This is a genomic window from Aureisphaera galaxeae, from assembly GCF_028561275.1.
Lineage (GTDB): Bacteria > Bacteroidota > Bacteroidia > Flavobacteriales > Flavobacteriaceae > Aureisphaera > Aureisphaera galaxeae.
Map to the genome: position 1 here is coordinate 40,978 of NZ_JAQQTF010000010.1, position 23,244 is coordinate 64,221.

Sequence of the window (23,244 nt, forward strand, 5' to 3'; positions counted from 1 at the left end):
AACAACGTAATGGTTTTTCTAAAATCGAAAAAAGCCTATTTATTTTTAATCTTAATTTTTATACCTCTGGGAACATTAAATTCCCAATCCAAAGGTTCGCCACCTTCTTTGGATGCTGATTCTATTATCGCTATTACGGACACCCTCAAAACTGGACTGCAGAAGATAAAAATACTTACCTCCAATGCGGGTGCGAATAGATATGTTCCGGAAACTCGTAGGCTCATAAACAAAGCGTTGGAAATCTCCATTCGGGAAGAGAATCCGGAATTGCTCGCGAATGCGTATTATTCTTTGGGCAATTATTACTATTACAACGCTAAAACGGACTCCTGCCTATCCTCATTGAACAAGGCTCTTACATACCTTGAAGAGTATGACGACCCCTTATTGAATGCCTCTGTGCTCTCCTCTCAAGGAGGCGCCTATTCCAAATTGGGGGCTGTTATTCTGGCCATTTCTACTAATATAGAAGCTAAGAAAATATTGGATGGTATCGACAGCCTTACGTTGGATGAAGAACAAATTCACAAACTAAAAGGGCGCACCTTAGTATTGAACAACAGTCTCGCCAACCTATATAGCCAAACAGAAGATTATGAAGCAGCCCTAAGCTACTATGAACAGGCTTATGAAGCCGCATTGATTCTGGGATCTAAGCCTAATGCTGCTATCATTCTTAGTAACAAAGGAGACCTGCTCTTAAAAATGGACCGTTTGGAAGAAGGGTTGAAAGTATTGGAAGAATCTAAAGCAAAGAAAATGGCAGCTGGGCTTCCAAGTCGTTTTATTGCCGGTTCGGACCTCAATATAGGTATCGCTCATTTCAAAATGGGTAATTTCGAACTGTCCTTACAAAGTTACAATAGCGCCCTGGAAAATAACCGGGCCAAAGGGAATACTACACAGCTAATGCAAGCGATTACCGAACGGGGTATTCTGTACAATGCACTAGGTCGCTACGCGGAAGCGAAAGCAGATTGTGAAGAAGGAAAGGGCATCGCCAAGGAGATCAATAATTCAGAATACATCATCAAATCCTGTGAGTGCCTGCACAAATCATATCTGGAGCTTGGCGATTTTGAAAGGTCCTTAGACAATCATATACGCTACACGAAAACGAAAGATTCTGTTTTTAATGAGAAAAACATACGTAAAATTACCCAAGTTGGGATGCAATATGAATTTGATAAGAAAGAGGCCGAACAGCAGTTGCTACTCGCGAAAAAAAACCGTCAAAAAAATCAAATTCTCGCTGGGCTCATTACGCTTGGGATCTTTGCTCTTATGTTATTCATTTTTTTCAGAAAACGATTGAAATACCAAAGAACAATTGCCTCCCAAAAAGATAGTATTCAACAACAAAAAATTGTTGAATTACAACAACATAATAAACTCACCGCCATGAGCAGCATGATCGAAGGGCAAGAAGCGGAACGTCTGCGTATTGCCAAAGACCTTCACGATAGCTTAGGAGGGTTACTGAGCACGGTAAAGGCGCATTTCACAAGTATTCAAAAGGAAATTACGCAATTGGCAAAGCTCAATATTACCGAAAAAACGAATGAACTCATAGATGAGGCCTGTATAGAAGTACGACGTATTTCCCACAATATGATGCCGCATGCCCTGAGTATCTCCGGACTCCCAGGAGCCGTAGAAGACATGGTAGAAAACCTCAAGGATCAAGGCTATGAAGTTACCCTAGAAATAAATAATATGCCCGAAGAAATGGACAATACCCGAAAGGTAATGCTGTACCGACTGTTACAGGAAATCATTTCCAATGTGCGCAAGCATGCAGAAGCTAAGTCCATTTTAATTCAATTGCTGGGATATAAGAACGAAATCCATCTCATTGTAGAAGACGATGGGAAAGGTTTCGATCTGGATCAAGCCACAGGAAATGGCGGCTTAGGATTAAAGAGCATTAACAGCAGGGTAGAATTCTTGGACGGGAAGATACATTGGGATACCCAACCCGGACAAGGGACCACCCTTTCTATAAATATACCCTCAGGTTCATGATACGTGTTTTCATTGTAGACGACCATAAAATGGTTATTGAAGGACTGGAACTACTGCTTCAAAACGAAGCGGAAATTGAAGTAGTAGGAACCGCTTTGAATGGTGAAGATGCCATACAACGCATTCCTGAAACACAGGCAGATGTTGTCTTGCTAGATATCAATATGCCCGGGCTGAATGGCATTGATACCTGCAAAAAATTACTGAAACAGCATCCTGAACTCAAGGTAATTGCTATTTCCATGCACAAAGAAAGCAGCCTTATAAAATTGATGCTGAGTAATGGGGCCAAAGGATATGTCTTAAAGAATGCTGGACAAGAAGACGTTGTTAAAGCCATTACTAAGGTTTATGAAGGGAAAAGTTATTTGGATGCCGATGTGAACGAAATAGTCATGAACAGCATCCTTCAACAACCCAGCAAGCAAAACTCTAACAACTTCCCGACCCTTTCCCGCAGGGAGAAGGAAGTGTTGATCTGTATTTTGGATGAATTCACTACTCAGGAAATCGCTGATAAGCTGAATATCAGTTTCGGAACGGTAGAAACCCACCGAAGAAATATGCTTATTAAAACAGGGGCTAGAAATACTGCTGGTTTGGTACGTATTGCTCTAGAATACGAGCTCCACAAATAATTACATACGCTCTGGCACCTGAATCCCAAGTAAAGCAAAAGCGGATTGAATGACCTTACCTGTGGCCTTGGAAAGCTGCACCCTAAAGCTTTTCTGTTGCTCTGTATCTGCTCCTAAAATACTCACGTTCTGATAAAATGAATTAAAGTTCTTTACCAGATCGTAGGTATAATTTGCAATGATCGCTGGACTGTACTGACTCGCCGCCAATTGCAGGGTTTCTGGGAACATCTGAATTTGCTTAAGGACTTCTTTTTCCTTGGCGTGCAATTCCATGCCTGCAAAATCACTTACTTCTGCCAACCCTTCGGATTGACGTAAGATTGCTTGAATCCTAGCATAGGTATATTGAATGAAAGGTCCCGTATTGCCCTGGAAATCTACACTCTCTTCTGGGTCGAAAAGAATTCTTTTTTTAGGATCCACCTTCAAAATATAATATTTCAACGCTCCTAATCCAATGGTCTGGTATAGTTGATCCTTTTCTTCTTCCGAAAAATCATCGATCTTTCCTAAGTCTTCAGAAATATCCCTTGCGGTATTGGCCATCTCAACAATAAGGTCGTCGGCATCTACTACCGTACCTTCCCTACTCTTCATTTTTCCTGTTGGTAGGTCGACCATACCATAACTTAAATGGTGCAGATTCTCGGCCCATTGATTGCCCAATTTCTTCAGAATAAGGAACAGCACTTTAAAGTGATAATCCTGCTCATTCCCCACGGTATAGATCATCCCGTTAATATCCGGTTTATCTTTTACACGTTGTATGGCTGTCCCAATGTCCTGGGTCATATATACAGCTGTACCATCACTCCTAAGGACCAATTTCTCGTCCAATCCTTCATCGGAAAGGTCGCACCACACCGAGCCGTCTTCTTTCTTAAAGAATACCCCACTCTCAAGGCCTTCCATAATATTATCCTTTCCTAACAAATAGGTATTGCTTTCATAGTAGTAACTGTCGAAATCGACTCCAATATCCTTATAGGTCACTTCAAAACCATCGTACACCCAGCCGTTCATCATCTTCCATAAAGCCACCGTTTCTTCGTCACCTGCCTCCCACTTTCTCAACATTTCCTGGGCTTGACCTCCTATTTCACTTAACTCTGTGAAGTACTCATTTTTGAAATGCTTTCTAAATTCTGAAAAAAGTTCACTGCTTAAATCTTCATTATTCAATACTTTTTCTTCATACTTCTCTTTGAGCAATTTTTGAGTTTCCGGTTTCTGACCAAATTCTTCACATTTTTGTAAAGCTTCTTTAGATGTACTCAACCATTGGGAGTATTCTTCCTGAAAAACCTGTTCGAACTTCACATAATACTTACCAACTAAATGGTCACCTTTCAACCCCGTACTTTCCGGAGTCTCTCCATTTCCGAAGGTCTTCCAAGCCAGCATGCTTTTACAGATGTGGATTCCCCTGTCGTTAATGATCTGGGTTTTGTAGACCTTCTTACCTGCGGCCTTCAAAATTTCAGCCACGGAATACCCCAACAATACATTTCTAATATGTCCTAAGTGAAGCGGTTTGTTAGTGTTGGGCGAAGCATATTCTACCATCATGGCATCCTCCCCTTGCGCTACTTTTCCATAGTTGGAAAAATCGGAAACGGAAGTGAAGAAATTCAAAAAGAAAGCATCGCTCAAGACCAAATTTAAAAATCCTTTTACCACATTAAACCTGGAAACCTCCTCCACATGCTCCACCAAATAATTACCAATGCTTTCCCCAATCTGAACGGGATTTCCCTTCACAACTTTCAACATAGGAAAGACCACTACTGTAATATCGCCTTCGAACTCCTTGCGTGTGGCCTGAAATTCCACGCGCTCCAAAGATGCGCCGTAAAGGGATTGCACCGCTGCTTTGATTTTTTCTGAAAGGATATCTTGTAATGCCATGATAACTATTGAAATGGTATTATAAATTAAAAAAGAACACCTACGCTACTTTCTTCACCAAAGTAGCTTCTGCTACAAAGACTTAAAAGCTTCGATGTTCAGGGGGCAAAGATAAAGTTTTTATTTCATTACTTTTGAGCAGAAACCAACAACAATTACAACCTATCACATGAAGAAAATCGTATTATTCTTGTCTTTCATTACCGTTATTGCCTGTAAGAACAAAGAATCCCAACACGAAGAAACGGTGGCTCCAGAGGCGCATCTAGAAGAATTGTATGCTTTGATGCAAGGCTCCTTCAATTCTGAAAAACAATCGGTTGCCGACTCTAGCTTTTACAATATTTCTTTGCATATGTATCCCATTTGGTCAGACAAAGGGCACTATTTATATGTAGAACAGGCGTTGAATAGCATGCAGGATAAACCGTACCGTCAACGCGTGTACCAACTTACCCAATTGAATGATTCGATATATAGTTCTGCCGTTTATACGCTGCCCAATGATTCGCTTTGGATTGGAAAATGGAAAAATCCGACGGCCTTCGACAGTATTTCACCTACTGAATTGATTACCCGCGAAGGATGTGCTGTTTTGTTGAAGCGTTTGGGAGAAAACCACTATAAAGGTGCCACCGATACCGATAAATGCAAAAGCTCGTTACGCGGAGCCAGTTATGCCACCTCCAAAGTTGAAATCACTCCTACAAAAATTGAATCTTGGGATCAAGGGTTCAATGCCGAGGGTGAGCAAGTTTGGGGTGCAGAGAAAGCTGGATATGTGTTCGATAAATTGGAATGATAGGTGCTAAAAATCGGCATCTAAATAAATGCAATGGTCAACTCAAAAATACACAAAGCCCTTTCGCATTTGCATCCCGATTTGGTTTCGGAAATCGAGGCTAAAGCACTGGTAAAGGAAATCCCTAAGAATACCGAGATCCTCCGTGAAGGGCAATATGTAAAGGTAATTCCCATAGTCATAGAGGGCCTTGTAAAGGTATTTACACGCCATGAGGACAGAGAGCTGCTATTGTATTATATCCGGCCCAATGAAAGCTGTATCATGTCTTTTGCGGCAAGTCTAAAGAATGACCCGAGTAAAGTATTTGCCATCACCGAAGAGGACACCAGTGCTTTGTTACTTCCAGTGGATAAGGTTTCCGATTGGATCAAGCAGTTCCCAGACATCAATACCCTATTCTTTCAACAATACAATTTGCGCTACAGTGAATTGCTCGAGACCATTCACCATGTTCTTTTTGACCGAATGGACAAACGCCTGCTCTCTTATTTACAGGAAAAAGTGAGCCTTACACATCAAAATCCGTTGCGCTTATCCCACAAACAAATTGCCCAGGAGCTGGGAACCGCCCGTGAAGTGATAAGCCGAACCATGAAGAAATTGGAACGGGAACAACTTGTAAAGCAACATTCCAATAGTATAGAATTATTGTAATGGTGACCAAAGTCACTGCATAGCTAAAATTCCATCGATACTTTTACGGAAAGAATCATGAAGAACAAAGTCATGAAATTCCTGCTTGTATGTGTAAGCTGCATTGCTTTGATTGTGATGATGGTTCTTTTAATTCAATATTTGTCGAACTAAAAATGTACGATCATGAAAAAGAATATGGGAACCACAGACCGTGTTGTAAGGATCATTATTGCCGCGGTTATTGCACTGCTTTACTTTACCAATGTAATTACAGGAACCTTAGGGATAGTGCTACTTGTACTAGCAGGCGTATTCTTGCTTACTAGTTTTGTTAGCTTCTGCCCACTGTACGCACCCTTTGGACTAAGCACCTGTGCCGTGAAAAAACAGCCATAGCATAACTTTACCTTATCGTTAGGAAAAGGGTTGAGAAAATCGAATATGTATTCGATACGTTAAACTAGGGTATCCAACTGAATGCTCCTTCTTTATTGTCGAAGCGATAATCAATTTCCAAGAATTCAATTTTTTTCTTTTTCATTCTAGTAATCAACTTGGGAGCTGAGACAATTCCCTGAAGTATCGTAAAGCCGTTGAAATCGATCACTTTGTATTCCGATTCCCATCCAGAATCCTCTTTTATGGGTTTTATCTTGGACATTCCGTTCTCTTGGTAGGTGTATTGATATTCCTCTACACCCTCTACCGATACGGTTACCGGGGCTTCCATCAATGCCGTCTTAAATTTTTCGACGTCAACCTTATTGCGTTTGGTAGACAATTTCACATAGGGAAAGACGTACTCATTAAACTGAATGGTGATGGAGTCTTTAGAATGGACTGTAAGTACCTCTTTCTCGCTTATTTTGAATGATTTTTCTTCGATCAGTTCGAGGTTTAGGGTATCACGGTACACAAAAATCTTGGTTTCCCCGGTTTCGTTGTTCAACTTATCCTGGGTCCTAAGTCTATAAATTTGATCTGATTTCGAAGCACATAGAAAACTTTGAATTTTGGCTCGCTCTATGAAGTTTCCAGAAGTATCATAAACTCCTTTTGTTCTCCATAGTGATCCTTTTTCAATTTTCTGTCCGTAAGTAAGTGCAAAAGCGAAGATTGCAAGCAGCAGGCATGTGTTTTTCATAAGTTTGGTGGGGCAATTTAGTTGTTAGATTCATTGTAAATTCGGAATACATTATTGCGAATTCGAGGTTGTTAATTTACTATATTTTATTTTAAATAACGAATCCCGTTCTCCCTTATAGTCTTCCTTCCATCCTTCTCCATTAATTCGATTCAAATGTTTTTCTATCTCAGCATTATAAGCATCGATTAATTCCATTTCTACCGGATTTCCAACGACACAGCCGTAGAAGGAATGTTGAAATCCATACTTCTTGGTAAGGGTATGGGAATCCTCACCCGCTAGTATGGGAAGGCCTACCACAACTAACTTTGGGCTGTTTCTAAGGATGTCGAATTTTGCCGTGTAGTAGTTGTATCGTCCAAAGATTCCAAGGTTTAGAAGCATGAAAACAAGAAATAAAATGGTCCATCCAATTACTTTCACTTTTGTCATAATCACCTTGGTTCTAAAACCAAATATAAAATATTTACAGCAACCTAAATCCCTTAGGCAGATATCTCCAATTGCTTATTCCGTATTAAGAGATTATCGACGAGTGTTTTGTGAAAATCTGATACGTTATAAGGCTTTAGTACGATATCGTTCATGCCTGAATTTAGGATCTGACCGGTCATTTCTTTTAGGTCTACTGCGGTAAGGGCTATGATGGGAATGAACTTGTCGAATTCCCTAATTTCGCGCGTTGCTTGTATACCATCCTTTACCGGCATGTTTACATCCATTAAAACCAAGTCGTAGTAGCGCTTGCTCACTTTTTGTACCGCTTCCTCACCATTTACGGCCTGATCGCAGACCGTGTTTTCCTTTTCTAAGATCTTTTGGGTAACCACGCGATTAATCGCATTGTCATCTACGATAAGAATACTTTTATCCTTTAACACGGAAGTATCGGTAAAGGAGATAGGAGCTTCGAAGGCTTCGGTCACTTTTTGTTGAATTAACACAAAGGGAAGTACAAAACTAAAACTGGAGCCCTTGCCCAATTCACTTTCTACCACCACTTCGGCATTCGATTTTTCCAGTAGTTTTTTCACTATGGAAAGTCCTAAACCTGTACCTTGACTATTGATCTCCGCTTCGGATACCTGAGCAAACTCATCGAATATAAGCGCTAATTTGTCTTTGGCAATCCCGATTCCGGTATCTTCAACCGTGAACTGAACATCTAGGCTATGCGCCATCTTATTCAATGGTTTTACGCGAACGAATATATCTCCATCCTTAGTAAACTTATACGCATTCCCAAGAATATTCATGAGCACTTGCGACAATTGGGCATCATTCCCCGCAACGAGATCTGGAGTATCTTCATGAATCTCCAAATGGACTTTATTCCCATTCTGTATCCTCTTGTATTCAAAAGAAGAGATCATGGTTTCCAGTAATTGCCGAACACAGAAAGTGGTTCTCACATCTTGATCTACGGTATCTATCTTATTAATATTCAGCACATCATTAATGAGCGCCATGAGATAATCGGCCGAAAACTTCAGGGACTTAAGATTTTCCCTCTGATGCGTTAAGGCTTTGTCTTCCATAAGAATGGAACTAATCCCAACAACCCCATAGAGTGGCGTTCGCAATTCGTGACTTACCGTAGACAGGAACTTACTTTTGGCTTTAGACAACAACTCGGCATTCTTCCTAGCTTCTGCGTATTTAACGTTCTTCTCTTTTAGTCGTAATACCAATTGCTTCCGTTTTCGCAATACTTTCAGCAAGTAAATAAATACTCCTACTAAAGCTACAGTCAAAACCATGAGCCACATATTTCGTTGACTTTCGCTTCGGGCTATCTGATTTAAATACTCTTTTTCGCTTTTGGCATCCAAAGCTTCCTTCTTGTATTTCTCTAATTCGAATCGGGCCGCAAGTGCTTTATTCTCCTCCGATCTAAGCAATTCTTCATTTTTCTTGAAATAGACTATGTACTCCTGTTGGGCCTTGTAAGCCTCCCTTAATCTACCTTGTTCGTAGAGACTCTTACTGTAATTGGCATAGGTATCCTCTAATTGCTTCCAAAATTCATTCTTCTTGGAATCCTCTATGACCATAGCATAGCATTTATCTGCCATAGCGTAGTTGCCCTTTCGGGTATAGTAATCGGCCATCTGACTGTGCACACTTATCTGACAGAAGCTATTGTCTTCTATATGCCCCATATAATCACTTATCTTCATGATATGGTGATAGGCTTTGTTGTAGTTTTCGGCTTTCATAGCAGCTACAATGGTGTAGTAGTGGGCCATCGCCAGACTTGTAGAATCCTGCACCTTATCAAAAAGCATAATGGCTTTGTCAAAGTATTTAAAACTGCCATTTAGGTATGCCGAATGTGCGGCATAGAAATTGGCGATATCCAAATAGGTTCTTCCTGTAGCGGTATCGTTTTTGGACAACGCGGCATATTCTTCTGATTTCTTGAAACTCTCTTTTGCCTTAAGGGTATCCCGTTGGGTAAGGTAGTTATATCCCAGAATGCTGTACCCTTTGTGCAAATAATACATATTATTGAATTCCTTGGCTAGTTTGAGCAGGGCAAGGTTGCTCCTTACCGCCCGATCGTAATCACCGTTGAAATTGGCAACAAAAGAAGAATCTGCCAGTTTCTTTAAGGCGCGTTCCTGTTTCGCTTTAACAGGATCATTTTTTTCCTGACCATAACCAAAAAGGAAAAAGGACAGGCAGATAGTGAAGAGTAGGTTTGTTCTCACAGTATGTTTTTTGGGTAGCGGAATATACCCAATTGCCTATACAACCTCACAATTAGCCACTTACTGTTTTCTTAACGTTCCATAAATTTAACAATAGGAAAATATGACGCAAACGCAATGAATTAAGGCAAGGAGACCCATTTAAAGTTTTTTCTTTCGCTTAGCTATTAGCCCCTTTTACAAGGCAATAAACTTGACACTTTCACAACCCTTTCCTAATTCCTGAGTTGTAGTAGTTGTTAATTTTTGAAGTTGCAACTACCTTCTGGACTTTGCCAAAAAAGCCATGACAAATGCAGAAGCTCCCAGTAAAATCTTAGCCAGGGCCTGCGAATTCTCGGGATCATCGTCTACATAATCAACGATACCCCAAGCAACTAGGGCAAGACCTCCTAACATAAGTACGAAACGAAGTATTTTCATAGTTCGAAAATACAAAAGGTTTTAAAAAGTACGCACACCGAAACGACTTTCCCTTTTCGGAAATTTTAAATTGCTCAACAACATAAGAGCCGCAATAGTGTAGACCCACCATGTCTGACTCAAATTCAGATAGTAGGTGGTCATGAGCAGGACAATTCCTAAGGTGTAGATGGTAATATTAATCCAGGACTTGTTCTTATAGTGCTTCCAGAGCAAAACCGCACTTCCCAAAATGAAAATACCAAGAATCACATATTTCCATTCCGAGCGATAGGAAACATTTTCCAATCCCAGAAAACTGAAAAAAGAAGCATAGGCCGCCCAGCAAATGGGACATTTGGGAAACAAAAAGAACAATACCCCTGTTACGATATTCAGGAGGTTTGTCTTTCTCGTCTTCTTGGGCTTCGATTCATTTTCGGAACCGCACCCACAATCGCACGCTATGCCTTTTTTCTGTGTGTTCATACTATTATTTAAAAGGATGTTTAACTCGTCAAACTGAGCATGTCGAAGTTTGTGCTCGACTTTTCTAAACCATCCTTCGACAAGCTCAGGATGACACTCGACAAGCTCAGTTTTACAAATAGTCTAGGTGTTAAACATCCCCTTTTCTTTCATACTTAGTTATTATTCGGAATGGAATCCTGGTTCCATTGTGCTTTCTGAAGCAGCCAACTAAAGTCTCCAGACAACTGTCCCGAAGTCTGTGGCCCTTTATCGTTTACATAGCTATAAATTCCAGCACTGGAGTGACATCCCATACAGCTTTCTGTTCCGTAAATGGTTCTCGGCTCCCCTTTAGCACTCCCATTTTCAATAAGATTACCCGCTGCTTGGTTTCCTTTTTGGAAAAAGGTTTCCATCGTCATATTCGTCATTAAAGGAATATTAGGGTCCCCTCCTGGTTTGTTGGTCACCGATTCTGGCAGGATATAATTGCTGGATAAATTAGGTGCTGGAGGCACGTCCTGATTCAATGGATATTGTGTGTCAATCAATTCATAATACTGCCAAACACTTCCTACCGACTTAAAGTACTCTTGCATGGTCTTGTTTATTTGCTCCACGCGAACAGGAATCGGTAGCATACGCATGGCCTGTGTTTTCATCACATTGCTACTTGCGTAGTACTTTGCATCCGTACTATCGGTTGTATTTGGAATTTGTGTACGTACCAACCAGTAAGGCCCATGCTCATCTTCTTTGTAGTAGTAGCGCGAATTATGAGTTACGTCCACATTGGCAGGGCAAATATCACAGTTGGGATCTCGTAAGGTCGGTGGAATAAGCATCGTCTTTCCGTCTTTTTCAATTACATTTTGGTCCAGATTATCAACGTGTTCGAAAGTAGACCATACCCATTGCTTTCCGGTTGGGGTTTTCTGGCTGATGTGCATCCCAATCATTCCCAAGGTCTTTGGAACCAATGTACTATCTGGCCCAATGATGTATCCTTGATCTGTGAAATAACGCTCTTTGAAATCGGTATCTTCCAAAATCTTCCAAGCGAATTTAATCTCCACTGCTCCTAAAGAATCCTTTTCGTAGTTCCCCTTTGGGAAATTGGCCAAAGAATCGTTCTTTTTCGAATAATTAAGCTGTCCGTTAATGTTGTACAAGGACTTGCCCATGATGTAATCGAATTCTACTTCGTTCATCAAAACCTCATACACGACCACATTTCCATTCTGATCGAATAATTGCCCAGCAAACGCCTGATCTACCTCATCGGCAATATTGAAATTACCCGGGTGTGTAGGCGTGTTAGAAGACAAAATAACTCGTGAATCCGAATCGGAAAGGACATTAGTAGGTAAGTTTAATCCCGAAGCCGTTCTTGGACTTCCCCAAGGCGCGGGTTTCCTTCCATCGGCACGATATACCTGAAAGGCTTCTTTCCATCCCAACCATGTTGGGGTTCCGTCGTCCGTGAAGTTAGGCATAGGATTTCCTTCCCCATTTCTAGGCCATTGTATGGCCACAAAAGCTTCCCAACTGTATTTGTTGAACACTTGATTTAATTGATAGATATCTCCCTGCGACTTCAGTTTCTGCTGAATGGCAGGATCTACATCCACAGGAATGTTATACGTAAAATGAATAGGCTCTGGAACTTTGTCATAGCCTCCATTAGATGCCGTACCCCCTTTGTCTTCGCAAGCCGCAAAGAGAAATACCGCGAGGGCCGTGCATAAAGCAAAGGCTCCTAGTTTTTTCAATAAAGTAATGCCGCTAGATGGCAATAGATGTTTCATGATGGTTTGGTTTATGTAGTTGATTATTTATGGTATCATCTTGCAATACAGAAGCCCTTCTTTGCCAAAAGGGACTTTCTGGAAATCTTGTTTCTTCGTTGTAGTAGGACGTTCGCTTTTCTGAATAGGACGTCCATTGGGAATGCATAAGTCTTTCGTATTTCTGAATACCTCCGGATACACCTTTCAATACATCCATGACCGCATACGCACCAAAAAGACCAGAAGAAAGCCCTTTGAACATCCCAAGAGATGACAAAGGATCATAGCTCATTACGGCATCCCCAACGGCCAACCAATTACGGCTTGCCATAGGTTCTAGATATTGACTGTGTGCTGCGCCCAAAGCCACACTGCCCAAAGGCTTGGCTCCAAAGAGGCGCAGACAGGTATGGCGGGTCACGTTTATATGCTCTTCGAATACGATATCTTCTTTCAAATTGTGATTTCTGGCCATATCTGCATCTGTCATATACGCTACCAAAAACCGCCCTTTAGAAAGATGGGTACTGTACCACCAGCCCTTCTCATCCGATTCAATCAAAATCCCTTGACTGGTTTTTGCATGACCTAACGGGAATTCATAAAAGCGAAAGACACCAACCAGATTATCAACCTTGTGTTTCGTCGCTCCCTGAGCGCTCGCAAAGGCTGCTTTTTTCCCGGTAGCATCAATGATAAATTTTGTTTGAAGGGTCTCTCTATGATCTCCTTTTTGAAGCTGCACTTCCCATCCTTCATCCACTTCCTTAGAACTTTTCAAATACGTCTTGAAGGTTATGTCCACCTCTCGTTCTATGGCCTCACGGATCATAAAGTCATCGAAAGCTGCACGATCCAAATTCCAACCGTATCCAAAAGGAGAGAAAAGGAATTCATTGTGATGCATTTGCGAATTTCCCCAAGCCGCCGAAGTACCGAAGGAATGATCGAAACCTTCTTTTTGGAAGGCGTCCCATACTCCCAATTCCTGAAGGTATCGGAACGAATGGGCCGAAAGGGATTCCCCAATACGAAGCGCATCCTTGCCGCGCTTAACCCTGGGTTTTCGCTCTACAAGCAATACCTTAAGATCTGGCGCATTGTTCTTAAGGGCGATGGCGGCCGAACAGGCTGCAATACCGCCCCCAAGAATCAGGACATCGTATGTGTTATGCTTCAAATTCATTCTGGGCTATCTTGTTTCACTGCGATCCATTGGGCCACCACTCCAGCCGGAGCGGTAGATTTTCCATTGGGTCCCGTAGGGTGGGGTATCGCGCGTACGATACTACCTACTAGGGCGGGACGTTGATCCAATCCATTCATCCATTCGGGCACATAGTACCCCAGATAATTGTAGATCCATTCGGCACCGCCTACCAATCCTTTTCCTTGAAACTGAAGAGTAAATGGATTTCCATACCCAATGGAACCTTTCAATTCCAATTCCCATCCCGGGCCATAGATTTTACCATCTAGGGTTTGCATGGGTGCTTCATTGATTTGAATGTTCCCACGACCGAATTCCAACGAGTCGAAATCAGCATTGACATCGGGATTGCTTAAAAAACTTCTATAGGTCCATGTGCCGGTTAATATAGGAGGCACGCCTGTTTGTATATTTTCCATAATGATTAGTTGTTATTGGTTTCTTGGGTCGACTTTCCAATAGACTGTCCCAATACTCTATCGCCCGGAGTTACAGGATCCCCTAGGGCGTCATTATTACGCTCTTGTTGATAGAAGGCTTTGTGAATTCCTTCGCCTGTAGCCAGTAGAAAGCCTAAATCCTTCCAAGCTTCAACCATCTGCAAGTCTCCCGCATTATTTGCCGGAATTCCAGAGGCCCAATACACTTGAGGAGAATTAGGCCCTTCGCTCACAACAATAGGTCTATGAGCAGGCCACCAAGGAATGTCATAGGCAATATCTTGTTGTGCCGGATCGCCATCGGAATCCAAATAAATGTTGTTCCAACCTCTGTAGGTTACATCCAAATCCTGAGTAGTACACTCATGGAAATCGGCTTGCCATGGAATCCCAATAAACTTGGTCATATCTCCCGGTTCCATTCCTTCGGCCAGATTAGGCGCATTAGATCCGTCAATGTCGGCTATGGGTTTCGGGATGCTTAAGGCACCCGCTAAATAGGTCGCATGCTTTATACGATACGGTTCCGAATATATGGCCGGATTGTTTACGATCCAGGAGATTTCCCCTCCTGGGCAGAATGCTCCACCCAAGATATTGCTCAGAACCCCACGGTCAATTCCAACACCCGTTGTCGGGGGATTCGCCCAAGGGTTTTTACAATTCTTATCACCGTCATTCCATTCCTCACATTCGTTCACAAATTTTCCTTTCATCCATTGTTTCAGGAAAAACAATTGGGTTTCGGTCATGGAAAGGAACTTGTCTGGCGAAACATTGCTCAAAGGATTGTTCCCGCACAACATAGGCATGAGTCGTGGCTTGGCATTGGTAGGCCAGTCGTCATTTGTAACTACATAGTCATTCCTCTCATCGGTTTGACGCATAATCATATAAATGAACTGTCGCATTCTGAAATACGGATCTTCCCCGTTCTTCGGAACTTGAGACAGGGCATTCTCGTCTAAATTCCCTCCCGTACCGCGATTGTGCGGATCGGAACCAGCGAAATAGTCGAAATCATAACTATATCGGTACGAATCGGGTCGGTGCAGCATGGTCCAGATTTCCTTATAGAATTTTGGATAGTAATCTGGGTTATAATCCGCATCATTGCGCCAAGTTTCCCACTCGGCCTCCGTTTGAGGGCTATTGCTTGCTTTATCGTAAGGCGCTACCCCAAATACCTGCGGATCGTAGGCGAACTTCCGTACAAATAGGTCGTACATCTTTTCATCCATGGTAATCATATCTTGCATTTGTGGTGCATACCGTGGATAGCCCACGACCACCCACGCAGGTACTTGCACGTCCATGGAAGAGTTAATCGTAACCATTTTCTCTTTCTTCCCGTCGTACTGCTTTTGCTTAAAACTAAATTGTATGGTCGCCGTTACTGGACCATCAGAAATATCGTCGAACCAACCATTGTTGTTCACGAAATTGGAGATCACCGGAGTTTTTGTAGATCCTGAGTTTCCATTTCCGCCGAGCACAATCAGACGACAGTGCTTGTCTTGCTCATTTACGATGAGGCTTCCCAAGGTATCTATGGGATTCGGTTTTATGTCCGATGGTGGAAAGGTCTGCGGATAGGAAACCTTTTGAAATTTACTAGTATCCCGCTTTTTGGAATCGGTACCGAACTTGGCGAATTCACCGCGACTGTGCTTCAAACTAACGGTAAGCGGGCCTGGATCTATGATCAATTGCCTGCGTAAATCGGGTTGGGTCACCTCCGGATTCCGAAGGGGATGACTGGGCTCGTACCCGTGCATTCCATTGGTTTCCTGAAACTCGTACCAAGAGGCCTTCTTATTGGCCAAATGTACCGTCCAATCGATATCGGTTACTTTCCCTTTTACAATGGTGGGTGCCGTTACCGCGGTTTCATAAATGAAATCATAGGTTCCCCCGATTTTGATCTCTTCACCTACTTCGTCCTCTTTATCAGAGTACGCAAATATCTTAAAGCGTGCTGCTTGTTTCTTTATTTTAGAAAGGTCATTACTGTCCTTAAATTGGGAAACCCGTACCAGATTTCCGTTGGCGTCTACTTTTTCCTGTCCCAATTCGTTACATGCAATGGGTAGCTCACCCAATTGCTCAGGACATAGATAAAAGTCATCCTCGGTATTTCCCAATCGGGCAAATCCGATACCCGGATGTATTTTGAATGTTGTATATGCTTTGCTCATTGTCTTGGTCGTTGAAATGGTTAGTCTAAAAAGTTGAGTGAAACGCCTTCTATGAATACCGCGTTGTCTATTGGTTTCCCGTGTATTCCCACGGTCACCAATTGAACCGTTAAGTCTTTGGCTCCATCGTTCAGTAGTTTCTGAGCCGTTTTCGTGGCATCTATGATGTAGTTACGCGGTTCGTGGTGGTGAATATTTCTGTGATCGTTCAATCGGGTTTTATCCAAAGGCAGATTACAATGCCCAGGGCCTCCATAACAGGATCCGTGGAATAAGGAAACTTCTTCCACAAAGTGCTCGTTGCCTTGCGTAGGCGTATCGATATTGGCATTCGGATCGTTCAAAAATACCCGAATGGACGCATTAGGCAGATTGCCCCGCTGTACACGGTGAATCTTAATTTCCAGTTTTTTGTGATGCTCAAGGGTGCTTTTGGACACCTTGATCTTTTCACTGTTAAATTTCACCAGTCCGAAATCGGTCGATACTTGATGGTGTACATAGTGACGTACGTATTTGTATCCCAATTTTTTGATGCTCATGGCATCCCCTACTGTCATACTCCATGGAGCAAGTACTCCATTCAGTTCTTCTGGCTGTCCGTTGTGCAATTCCTGCCATTTAGCCCATATTCGATCTACGTTAGAATGGTGCGACCAGAACAAAGGATCGAAAGCCGTTACCCGGTTATCGGTCATCCAACCGTACTGCGGATTTTCTTGACTTTGCATATCGGGCGTTAGACCCAAATCGGCATAAATCTTTTCCCATTTCTTATTGTTCGCTGGGTAGTTAGGATTGGTCCCTCCAGAGAAGTTATGCATTCCGTTATGCACTTTTTCCAAAGAACCAAAATGGTGATCGTAGGAAGGTCCTCCCCCGAAGTCACTCCAAGTTTCGAGCGATAACAGGTTTTTAATATCCGCTTTGGTGGGATAGGTCGTTGGGTTCCCCATGGCACCTGGCCATCGATTAGGGAACCACAGGGCATTGTCCTTGCGAAGCACGTTGTAGACCGTACGCACTTTTTCTGCCCATGCAGCCTCCCCATTATTATTTATGATTTCGTAAGGTATGCCAGCAGCTTTCAGGAAACGCAATCCACTGTTATAGATGGTTCCCTTTTTCTGAATGCTCTCCAATTTGGAAATTTGAGAAGCACTGTACAGACTTTTTCCATTGGCTCCTTTCGCTTCTTTTAGCGTGATCAATCCCTCTGCAGTTAAAAAACAGCCTACGGCGTCGGGCAATACCCCTAAATCGTATTGGGTATTGTTGAATGTCGTTTTGTTGGCATCGGCATACTCCGACCATGACCAATACGGTATGGTAATGCTATCGTCATAATCCTGAAGCTTCTGCTCGAAGAAATACAGGTACAGTCTGTGCCAAGGGCCAAACTGTTCCCAACCGTGCTGACAGGAATTCGTGTGAATCCTTGCCCAGAAATCGAAACTGCGTTCGTCTTGCCAAAAGTCGTTGTAGGTGTACATACAACTTAGGGCATCGCGATAGGTTTTCAACTCCTCGGGAGTGAGGTTACTTATCTCTTTCCGAATATGAAGTGCTTTGCTTTTTTTGGTGGTATGATTGGTCTTGGCATCGGATGCTTTATGCAATTTTTCACCATGGGCCAGGGCCAGCATGTCGTTTCTTACTTCGACCAAGCTTTTGGCTCCTGAATGAGCATCGTCCTCTTCGGCTATAGTAAGTGGGCATCCCGCATCGATCCAACCTGCAATCAGTTCTATTTGCTGGGTCGTGGCTTTCTTATCGGTATCCCAAAGAAGGGGTGGAAATATACTTCCATCGAAAGGGTATTGCCCTTTCAATCCGATAATAATGGCCGATGCAGCACTTCGTTGATTAGTGGAACCTCCACCACCGCTTCCGCCACCACTTCCACCGGAAGGCCAGCAATCGCCAATAAAGGTTTCGGTAGGGGGTTGCATAACCGCTGCTACGGCAGGGTTGGTTACTGGGTTTTCATCGTTAGCGGAATCCGCAGCGGGTTTGGCACCGCCTCCACAGCAACTACCGCCGTTGGACGTAGCACCGTGGGAACCGCTTCCAGAACTTTCGTTCGGATCGGGAGCTATGAGTCGCTGTCCGTATAGGGACGCATTTAGAAACACCTCGGGATCCAACCAAAAAGCATGCAATCCCTGATAACTGGGAACGGTACTTCCTTGAATCTCATTAAGGGTGTTTTTTACCTGATCGTAGAGGGAAACTCTCTTTTTTCTGGCAGACATAATTGGTTAGTTTGAATTTGCCTACCAAAGCTACCGACAAACGCTTGCTAACTCAATACGTAGAAATACTTAATATGTGTATGGAAAGACCGTAATGACCTTAAGAAGAGCGTCCTATTTTGGGGTAAAATTAGGTCTCACGGTGTTCGAGTGATTATAGATTTTTGAGTTCCTCAAAATCTAAAATTGTATCGAGAACCCTATCATCAGAGGAATCGAAAAACAGAATTAGTGGTTCGAATTCAAAACCACGGGACCTCGATACAATTTTCGTTTGGTGCCAAACGAAAATCACTCGGCCGCCTACTTCCTTATGCCTTCGGAAGAAACACCTCAGCCATCATGCAACGGGCACTTCCACCACCACAGGTTTCGATGGTTTCGAGGTCGCTGCTCAAGATTTCGCAGTGCTTTTCTATTTGGGCAACTTGTTCTGGGGTAAGACTTTTATGAGCGGCCAAACTCATAACCATGTACTTCTTGCCTTCGGCACCACGGACTTGTAGCATATTCCCTGCAAATTGGTGCATTTGAGCTTCGGTAATGTTTACTACTTCTTTGCCATTCTCCTTTAAATGTTTCAGTACATTTTTCCTTTCGTGTTTGTCATCGATCGTGTCCAAACAGATCACCGCGAAGTTTTCGGCCAAGGCCATCATTACGTTGGTATGATAGATAGGCAAACGTTGTCCTTTCACCGTTTGGTTGGCAGTAAAAACGACAGGATCGCATTCAAAATCTTCGCAAAATTCTATGAATAGGGATTCATGGGCACGTGGGGATAGGGCACAATAGGCCTTTTGGTTCACACGGTCCATTAAAATACTCCCTGTTCCTTCTAGGAAGACATCTTCTTCCTCTGCAGCTGTATAATCAACAATATTCTCGATCTTGAAGCCTTCTGCCTCCAGTCGGTTAATGGTGCTTTCGCGACGCTCACGACGGCGATTTTCAGCAAACATGGGATATAATCCAACAGTTCCATTTCGGTGAAAACTTACCCAGTTATTAGGAAAGATGGAATCGGGGGTATCGTCTTCCAATACATCATTTTCTACGATCACGTTTACGCCTACATCACGAAGTTTTCGTACAAAGACATCGAACTCATTCTGTGCCTGGGTATTGACCTCTCCATTTTTAAGGTCGAGTTCTTCCTGAAAGTAGTTGTTCACAGCGGTTTCTTCGTTCATACGGAAGGCCACCGGACGGATCATAAGGATGGTATTGGTGATTTGTCGCATATATGGGGTATTAAAGCGGTACAAAAGTAATAGAAATGCGGCATAAAAAAATAAAGATGATACTCAATATTATCCTATTCTATGAATCCGTAAAAACACTCAACATCTTGACAATTATTTTACCAATGAAGGCTTTTTGAAAATAATTTTGTCGTTGGGTGAGATTGCGGGAAAACCGCAATGAAACATAGAGAATTTGGTCGTAATTTGTGATAGCAAATATGGATAAGTAAACGAACTTTCTTTAATAGATAAAATGTTTGCTCCAGTTAAAGCATTTAACTTCATACCAATTAAAGAGATTGTTAAACCAAATATATAATTGTTTATTATGTCAAATGAACATTTAGAATTAGATGAAGAATTAGAGAAGCTTGAGGAAATACAAGAAGAAACGGATGATTTCAATGAAGTACCTCCTAACGATATAGTGGCGTTTAATGAATTAAGGTCTTGTGCGGACCTATTAAGGATGTACAATGACAATCAGTTAGATATTCAGCCAGATTTCCAAAGGGAAATTGTATGGTCAAACACAATGCAAACAAGACTAATAGACTCATTAGTAAAACAACTACCAATACCGAGTCTGTGTATCAGTTTAGACTACAAAACACAGGAAAGATTTGTAATAGATGGTTTGCAGAGAATAGCAAGTATTATTAAGTTTCTTGATGTTGAACCAACGAATGAATGGAAGCTATCACGCTTATCCGATATTGACACTCGAATATCGGGTAAAACTAATATAACAATAAAGTCAAAGTATAAAGATCTATTTGATAAAGTGCAAAATACCGTATTACCTATTACAGTTCTTCGATGCGACTATTCAAAGAAAAGTCATATGCACTACCTTTTTACAATATTTCATAGGCTAAATACGGGTGGTAGTAAACTCTCAAATCAGGAAATTCGAAATTGTATTTTCAATGGTACATTTAACACTTTGCTAAAAATGTCCGTTGAATATGAAAACTATATTAAATTGTTCAATGTTAATCCTGAAAAAATTGATCGTTTCTCGAATGAAGAAATGGTATTAAGATTCCTGTCATTTACTTTTAACAAGGAAAATTATTCAGGTCAACTTGCTAGATTTCTTAATGAATTCATGGACAAATTCCAAAATGCAAGTGAAGAAAATTTAGCGAAATTTGATAATATTTTTAAAAGGACTATCGACCTTATTTACAGAAAAATTCTGAATTCTTCACCCCTCCCTAAATTAAGTAAGGCGACTACAGAAGCTTTGTTCGTTGGTGTTGCATACAATATCGATGATTTAGAGAAAAAGGAGCATAATGATTTGCATAGTTACTATACGGCACTTAGAAATCATGAACTATTCTCGGTTGAAAATCTTAAGGAGGGACTTGCTCAAAAGGAAAGGGTTCTTAATCGCTTGGATAAATCAATTGAGATATTTGGATAATTATGATAGCTAAATCATATATCAGGAATACTCTAGAAGAGTTGAATAAGCTATATAATAATTCACAAAGTCAAAAGAAGGCAATTTATTTCTCAAAATTAGCACTTATTGAGTTATGCGGTTGGATAGAAGAAACCGTGGATGATATTGTAATTAAGCACGCAAATCGGAAATTAAATGATTCTTCTAATAAGGATTACTGTAGAAAGAATATTGTCAAACCCAATTATGGCTTTCAATACAATAGAAATATAAGGCCTATGTTAATAAGTACAATTGGCTTAATTGAAGTTGAGAAATTAGAGAGGGAACTGGAAAGAACCGGGAAAATCACACTACTTAAAGGATATCTAGCAAACATAAAGGATAGCAGGAATTCAGCTGCTCACACTCACCTTAAAGGAACTACAAGAACTTATAATGCACCTTCCAGAACAATTGGAGATTTTAATAAAATTGGTCCAATTTTAGAAAAAATCGATCAAAAGCTAAGGAGTTTCTAGTCAGCTTTGAAGAAACTTGACAAAAAAACGGTAATTCTCGTAATCTTATAATTTTCATATTGTGATGAAATCTATCCAAAACAATTTAATTCAAAAGGATATTTCAGTTATACCGAGAACTCAACACTAATTGTTGAAAAACCATTTCAATCAGCTTCAAAAATTAAGCACTAAATCGGTAACTTCGCTTAATTGATCTTATACCCCCAGAACCAAGGTTATTTAAATAAATTATTGATTGACTTAATGGCGACAGAAATTACCCACATTGATTGTTTTTCAGGTCCAGGAGGAATTTGTACAGGATTTAAGGCCGCCGGAATTTCGACCAAAATTGCAATAGAGAAAGTAGAAAGTTGTGTAGATACATATAGTTTTAATCATCCGGAAGTGGAAATTATCCACAAGGACATTCGTCAGGTTACTAAAGAAGATATAAAATCGAAATATGCGGATAAAATTGATGTACTTACCTCAGGAATGCCATGTGAGACCTTTAGTACGGCTGGAGCTACTTCAAGAAGTTCATATGATTTTCGTCAACAACTGTATTCAGAAGCTATTCGGATTGCAAAAATTGTCGATGCTAAAATTATATTATTTGAAAATGTACCTGGGATACTAAGCAAAAAAGTGGAAAAAGGTGGAGATAGGTTAATAATTGAAGATTTATTGGATGAACTCTCTACAAACGGTTATAAATATTACATTCAAACGACGTTAAAAGCTAACGACTTTCTGGTCCCTCAAAAAAGAGAAAGATATTTTATTATAGCTACAAATGAAGAGGGGTTAGAATTATCAATTCCCATTGCTAAACATAATGGCATTACAACTGTTAAGGATGCCTTTCAGGGACTACCTAAAATATTAGCTAATGATAAAGTAGAAAAACATAGGTATAACGGCGGTGAGAATATATATACCAAATTATTAAAGAATAATAATTTCTGGAAATTAGGAGAAGGAACTAACACGAAATTAACCTATCATGTTGCTCCTAAGCACAGAGAACCTACAATTAAAAGGTTTGAATTGTTGGAACCTGGAGAAAACCTAAGAGACCTATTCTTCAAATATCCGGAGGAGTATATTAAGGAACTACAACAAAAGAAAATACTTCCTAAGAAATGGTATATACAAAGAAATAAGAGGCTTAAATTTAATGAAGTGAGCAAAACTGTCACCTCTCATTGTCTAGATGAGTTAGTTCACCCTAAATTGAATAGGGCATTAACCGTTAGGGAGGTTGCTCGTCTTCAAAGTTTCCCTGATAATTATCAATTCGTAGGCGGTCCATTCATATGCCCCCACATGTATGAAACCCAAGATAAATATGAACAAATAGGAGATGCAGTCCCTCCTTTATTAGCCTATCATTGGGGTTTAGTAATTAAAAAATTACTCAATTAATCAC

The 23,244-nt window shown here is 41.2% G+C and carries 20 protein-coding genes; 8 read left to right on the forward strand and 12 right to left on the reverse strand.

What is annotated here, in order from left to right; translation table 11 throughout:
- The first annotated feature begins 9 nt into the window (after nucleotides 1-9).
- Together POV27_RS15805 and POV27_RS15810 are read left to right on the forward strand one after the other, a co-directional pair.
- A complete protein-coding gene (locus POV27_RS15805) occupies nucleotides 10-2,028 on the forward strand; it encodes a tetratricopeptide repeat-containing sensor histidine kinase (protein ID WP_272863763.1) in 2,019 nt (672 codons plus the stop codon).
- A complete protein-coding gene (locus POV27_RS15810) occupies nucleotides 2,025-2,666 on the forward strand; it encodes a response regulator (protein WP_272863764.1) in 642 nt (213 codons plus the stop codon). The genes POV27_RS15805 and POV27_RS15810 overlap by 4 nt, the downstream gene beginning before the upstream one ends.
- Here the strand turns inward: POV27_RS15810 and argS are convergent, their stop codons facing one another.
- Complete coding sequence (gene argS / locus POV27_RS15815; protein WP_272863765.1) at nucleotides 2,667-4,577, reverse strand: arginine--tRNA ligase; 1,911 nt, start codon at nucleotides 4,575-4,577, stop codon at nucleotides 2,667-2,669.
- Between the two features lie 169 nt (nucleotides 4,578-4,746).
- Between argS and POV27_RS15820 the strand changes: the two genes are divergently transcribed.
- From POV27_RS15820 to POV27_RS15830, 3 genes are all read left to right on the forward strand, one after another.
- A complete protein-coding gene (locus POV27_RS15820; protein WP_272863766.1) occupies nucleotides 4,747-5,379 on the forward strand; it encodes a chromophore lyase CpcT/CpeT in 633 nt (210 codons plus the stop codon).
- A 33-nt stretch (nucleotides 5,380-5,412) separates the two neighbouring features.
- Entirely contained in the window at nucleotides 5,413-6,036 is a 624-nt protein-coding gene (locus POV27_RS15825; protein ID WP_272863767.1) for a Crp/Fnr family transcriptional regulator, read from the forward strand.
- A gap of 165 nt (nucleotides 6,037-6,201) precedes the next feature.
- Entirely contained in the window at nucleotides 6,202-6,414 is a 213-nt protein-coding gene (locus POV27_RS15830; protein ID WP_272863768.1) for a YgaP family membrane protein, read from the forward strand.
- A 64-nt stretch (nucleotides 6,415-6,478) separates the two neighbouring features.
- On the opposite strand, the gene POV27_RS15835 is transcribed toward POV27_RS15830, so the two are convergent.
- From POV27_RS15835 to ctlX, 11 genes are all read right to left on the reverse strand, one after another.
- Nucleotides 6,479-7,162 carry a hypothetical protein gene (locus POV27_RS15835; protein WP_272863769.1) on the reverse strand — a complete coding sequence of 228 codons (684 nt, stop codon included), beginning with the start codon at nucleotides 7,160-7,162 and terminating at the stop codon, nucleotides 6,479-6,481.
- Nucleotides 7,163-7,213: 51 nt separating this feature from the next.
- Complete coding sequence (locus tag POV27_RS15840; protein ID WP_272863770.1) at nucleotides 7,214-7,597, reverse strand: FEKKY domain-containing protein; 384 nt, start codon at nucleotides 7,595-7,597, stop codon at nucleotides 7,214-7,216.
- A gap of 53 nt (nucleotides 7,598-7,650) precedes the next feature.
- Nucleotides 7,651-9,879: a tetratricopeptide repeat-containing hybrid sensor histidine kinase/response regulator gene (locus POV27_RS15845; RefSeq protein ID WP_272863771.1), complete on the reverse strand. Its 2,229-nt coding sequence runs from the start codon at nucleotides 9,877-9,879 to the stop codon at nucleotides 7,651-7,653.
- A 258-nt stretch (nucleotides 9,880-10,137) separates the two neighbouring features.
- Entirely contained in the window at nucleotides 10,138-10,302 is a 165-nt protein-coding gene (locus tag POV27_RS15850) for a hypothetical protein (protein ID WP_272863772.1), read from the reverse strand.
- A 21-nt stretch (nucleotides 10,303-10,323) separates the two neighbouring features.
- The gene (locus POV27_RS15855; RefSeq protein ID WP_272863773.1) at nucleotides 10,324-10,770 is read right to left on the reverse strand and encodes a hypothetical protein; all 447 of its coding nucleotides are present in this window, start codon (nucleotides 10,768-10,770) and stop codon (nucleotides 10,324-10,326) included.
- A 155-nt stretch (nucleotides 10,771-10,925) separates the two neighbouring features.
- The gene (locus POV27_RS15860; RefSeq protein WP_272863774.1) at nucleotides 10,926-12,560 is read right to left on the reverse strand and encodes a hypothetical protein; all 1,635 of its coding nucleotides are present in this window, start codon (nucleotides 12,558-12,560) and stop codon (nucleotides 10,926-10,928) included.
- Complete coding sequence (locus POV27_RS15865) at nucleotides 12,538-13,728, reverse strand: NAD(P)/FAD-dependent oxidoreductase (RefSeq protein WP_272863775.1); 1,191 nt, start codon at nucleotides 13,726-13,728, stop codon at nucleotides 12,538-12,540. The genes POV27_RS15860 and POV27_RS15865 overlap by 23 nt, the downstream gene beginning before the upstream one ends.
- Nucleotides 13,725-14,171 (reverse strand): hypothetical protein, encoded by a 447-nt coding sequence (locus tag POV27_RS15870; RefSeq protein WP_272863776.1) that lies wholly within the window; start codon nucleotides 14,169-14,171, stop codon nucleotides 13,725-13,727. Before POV27_RS15870 ends, POV27_RS15865 begins: the two co-directional genes overlap by 4 nt.
- A 5-nt stretch (nucleotides 14,172-14,176) precedes the next feature.
- Entirely contained in the window at nucleotides 14,177-16,390 is a 2,214-nt protein-coding gene (locus tag POV27_RS15875; protein WP_272863777.1) for a LodA/GoxA family CTQ-dependent oxidase, read from the reverse strand.
- Between the two features lie 20 nt (nucleotides 16,391-16,410).
- A complete protein-coding gene (locus POV27_RS15880) occupies nucleotides 16,411-18,645 on the reverse strand; it encodes a tyrosinase family protein (RefSeq protein WP_272863778.1) in 2,235 nt (744 codons plus the stop codon).
- 311 nt (nucleotides 18,646-18,956) lie between these two features.
- Nucleotides 18,957-19,889, reverse strand: coding sequence for a citrulline utilization hydrolase CtlX (gene ctlX, locus POV27_RS15885; RefSeq protein ID WP_272863779.1), 933 nt, complete (start codon nucleotides 19,887-19,889; stop codon nucleotides 18,957-18,959).
- Between the two features lie 331 nt (nucleotides 19,890-20,220).
- Here ctlX and POV27_RS15890 point away from each other — a divergent pair, with 331 nt between their 5' ends.
- The 3 genes from POV27_RS15890 (at nucleotide 20,221) to POV27_RS15900 (ending at nucleotide 23,240) form a co-directional block, all read left to right on the forward strand.
- Nucleotides 20,221-21,324 (forward strand): DUF262 domain-containing protein, encoded by a 1,104-nt coding sequence (locus POV27_RS15890; RefSeq protein ID WP_272863780.1) that lies wholly within the window; start codon nucleotides 20,221-20,223, stop codon nucleotides 21,322-21,324.
- A gap of 2 nt (nucleotides 21,325-21,326) precedes the next feature.
- Nucleotides 21,327-21,827, forward strand: a complete 501-nt coding sequence (locus POV27_RS15895; RefSeq protein ID WP_272863781.1) for a HEPN domain-containing protein — start codon at nucleotides 21,327-21,329, stop codon at nucleotides 21,825-21,827.
- Nucleotides 21,828-22,073: 246 nt separating this feature from the next.
- Nucleotides 22,074-23,240 (forward strand): DNA cytosine methyltransferase, encoded by a 1,167-nt coding sequence (locus POV27_RS15900; protein WP_272863782.1) that lies wholly within the window; start codon nucleotides 22,074-22,076, stop codon nucleotides 23,238-23,240.
- Nucleotides 23,241-23,244: the final 4 nt, after the last annotated feature.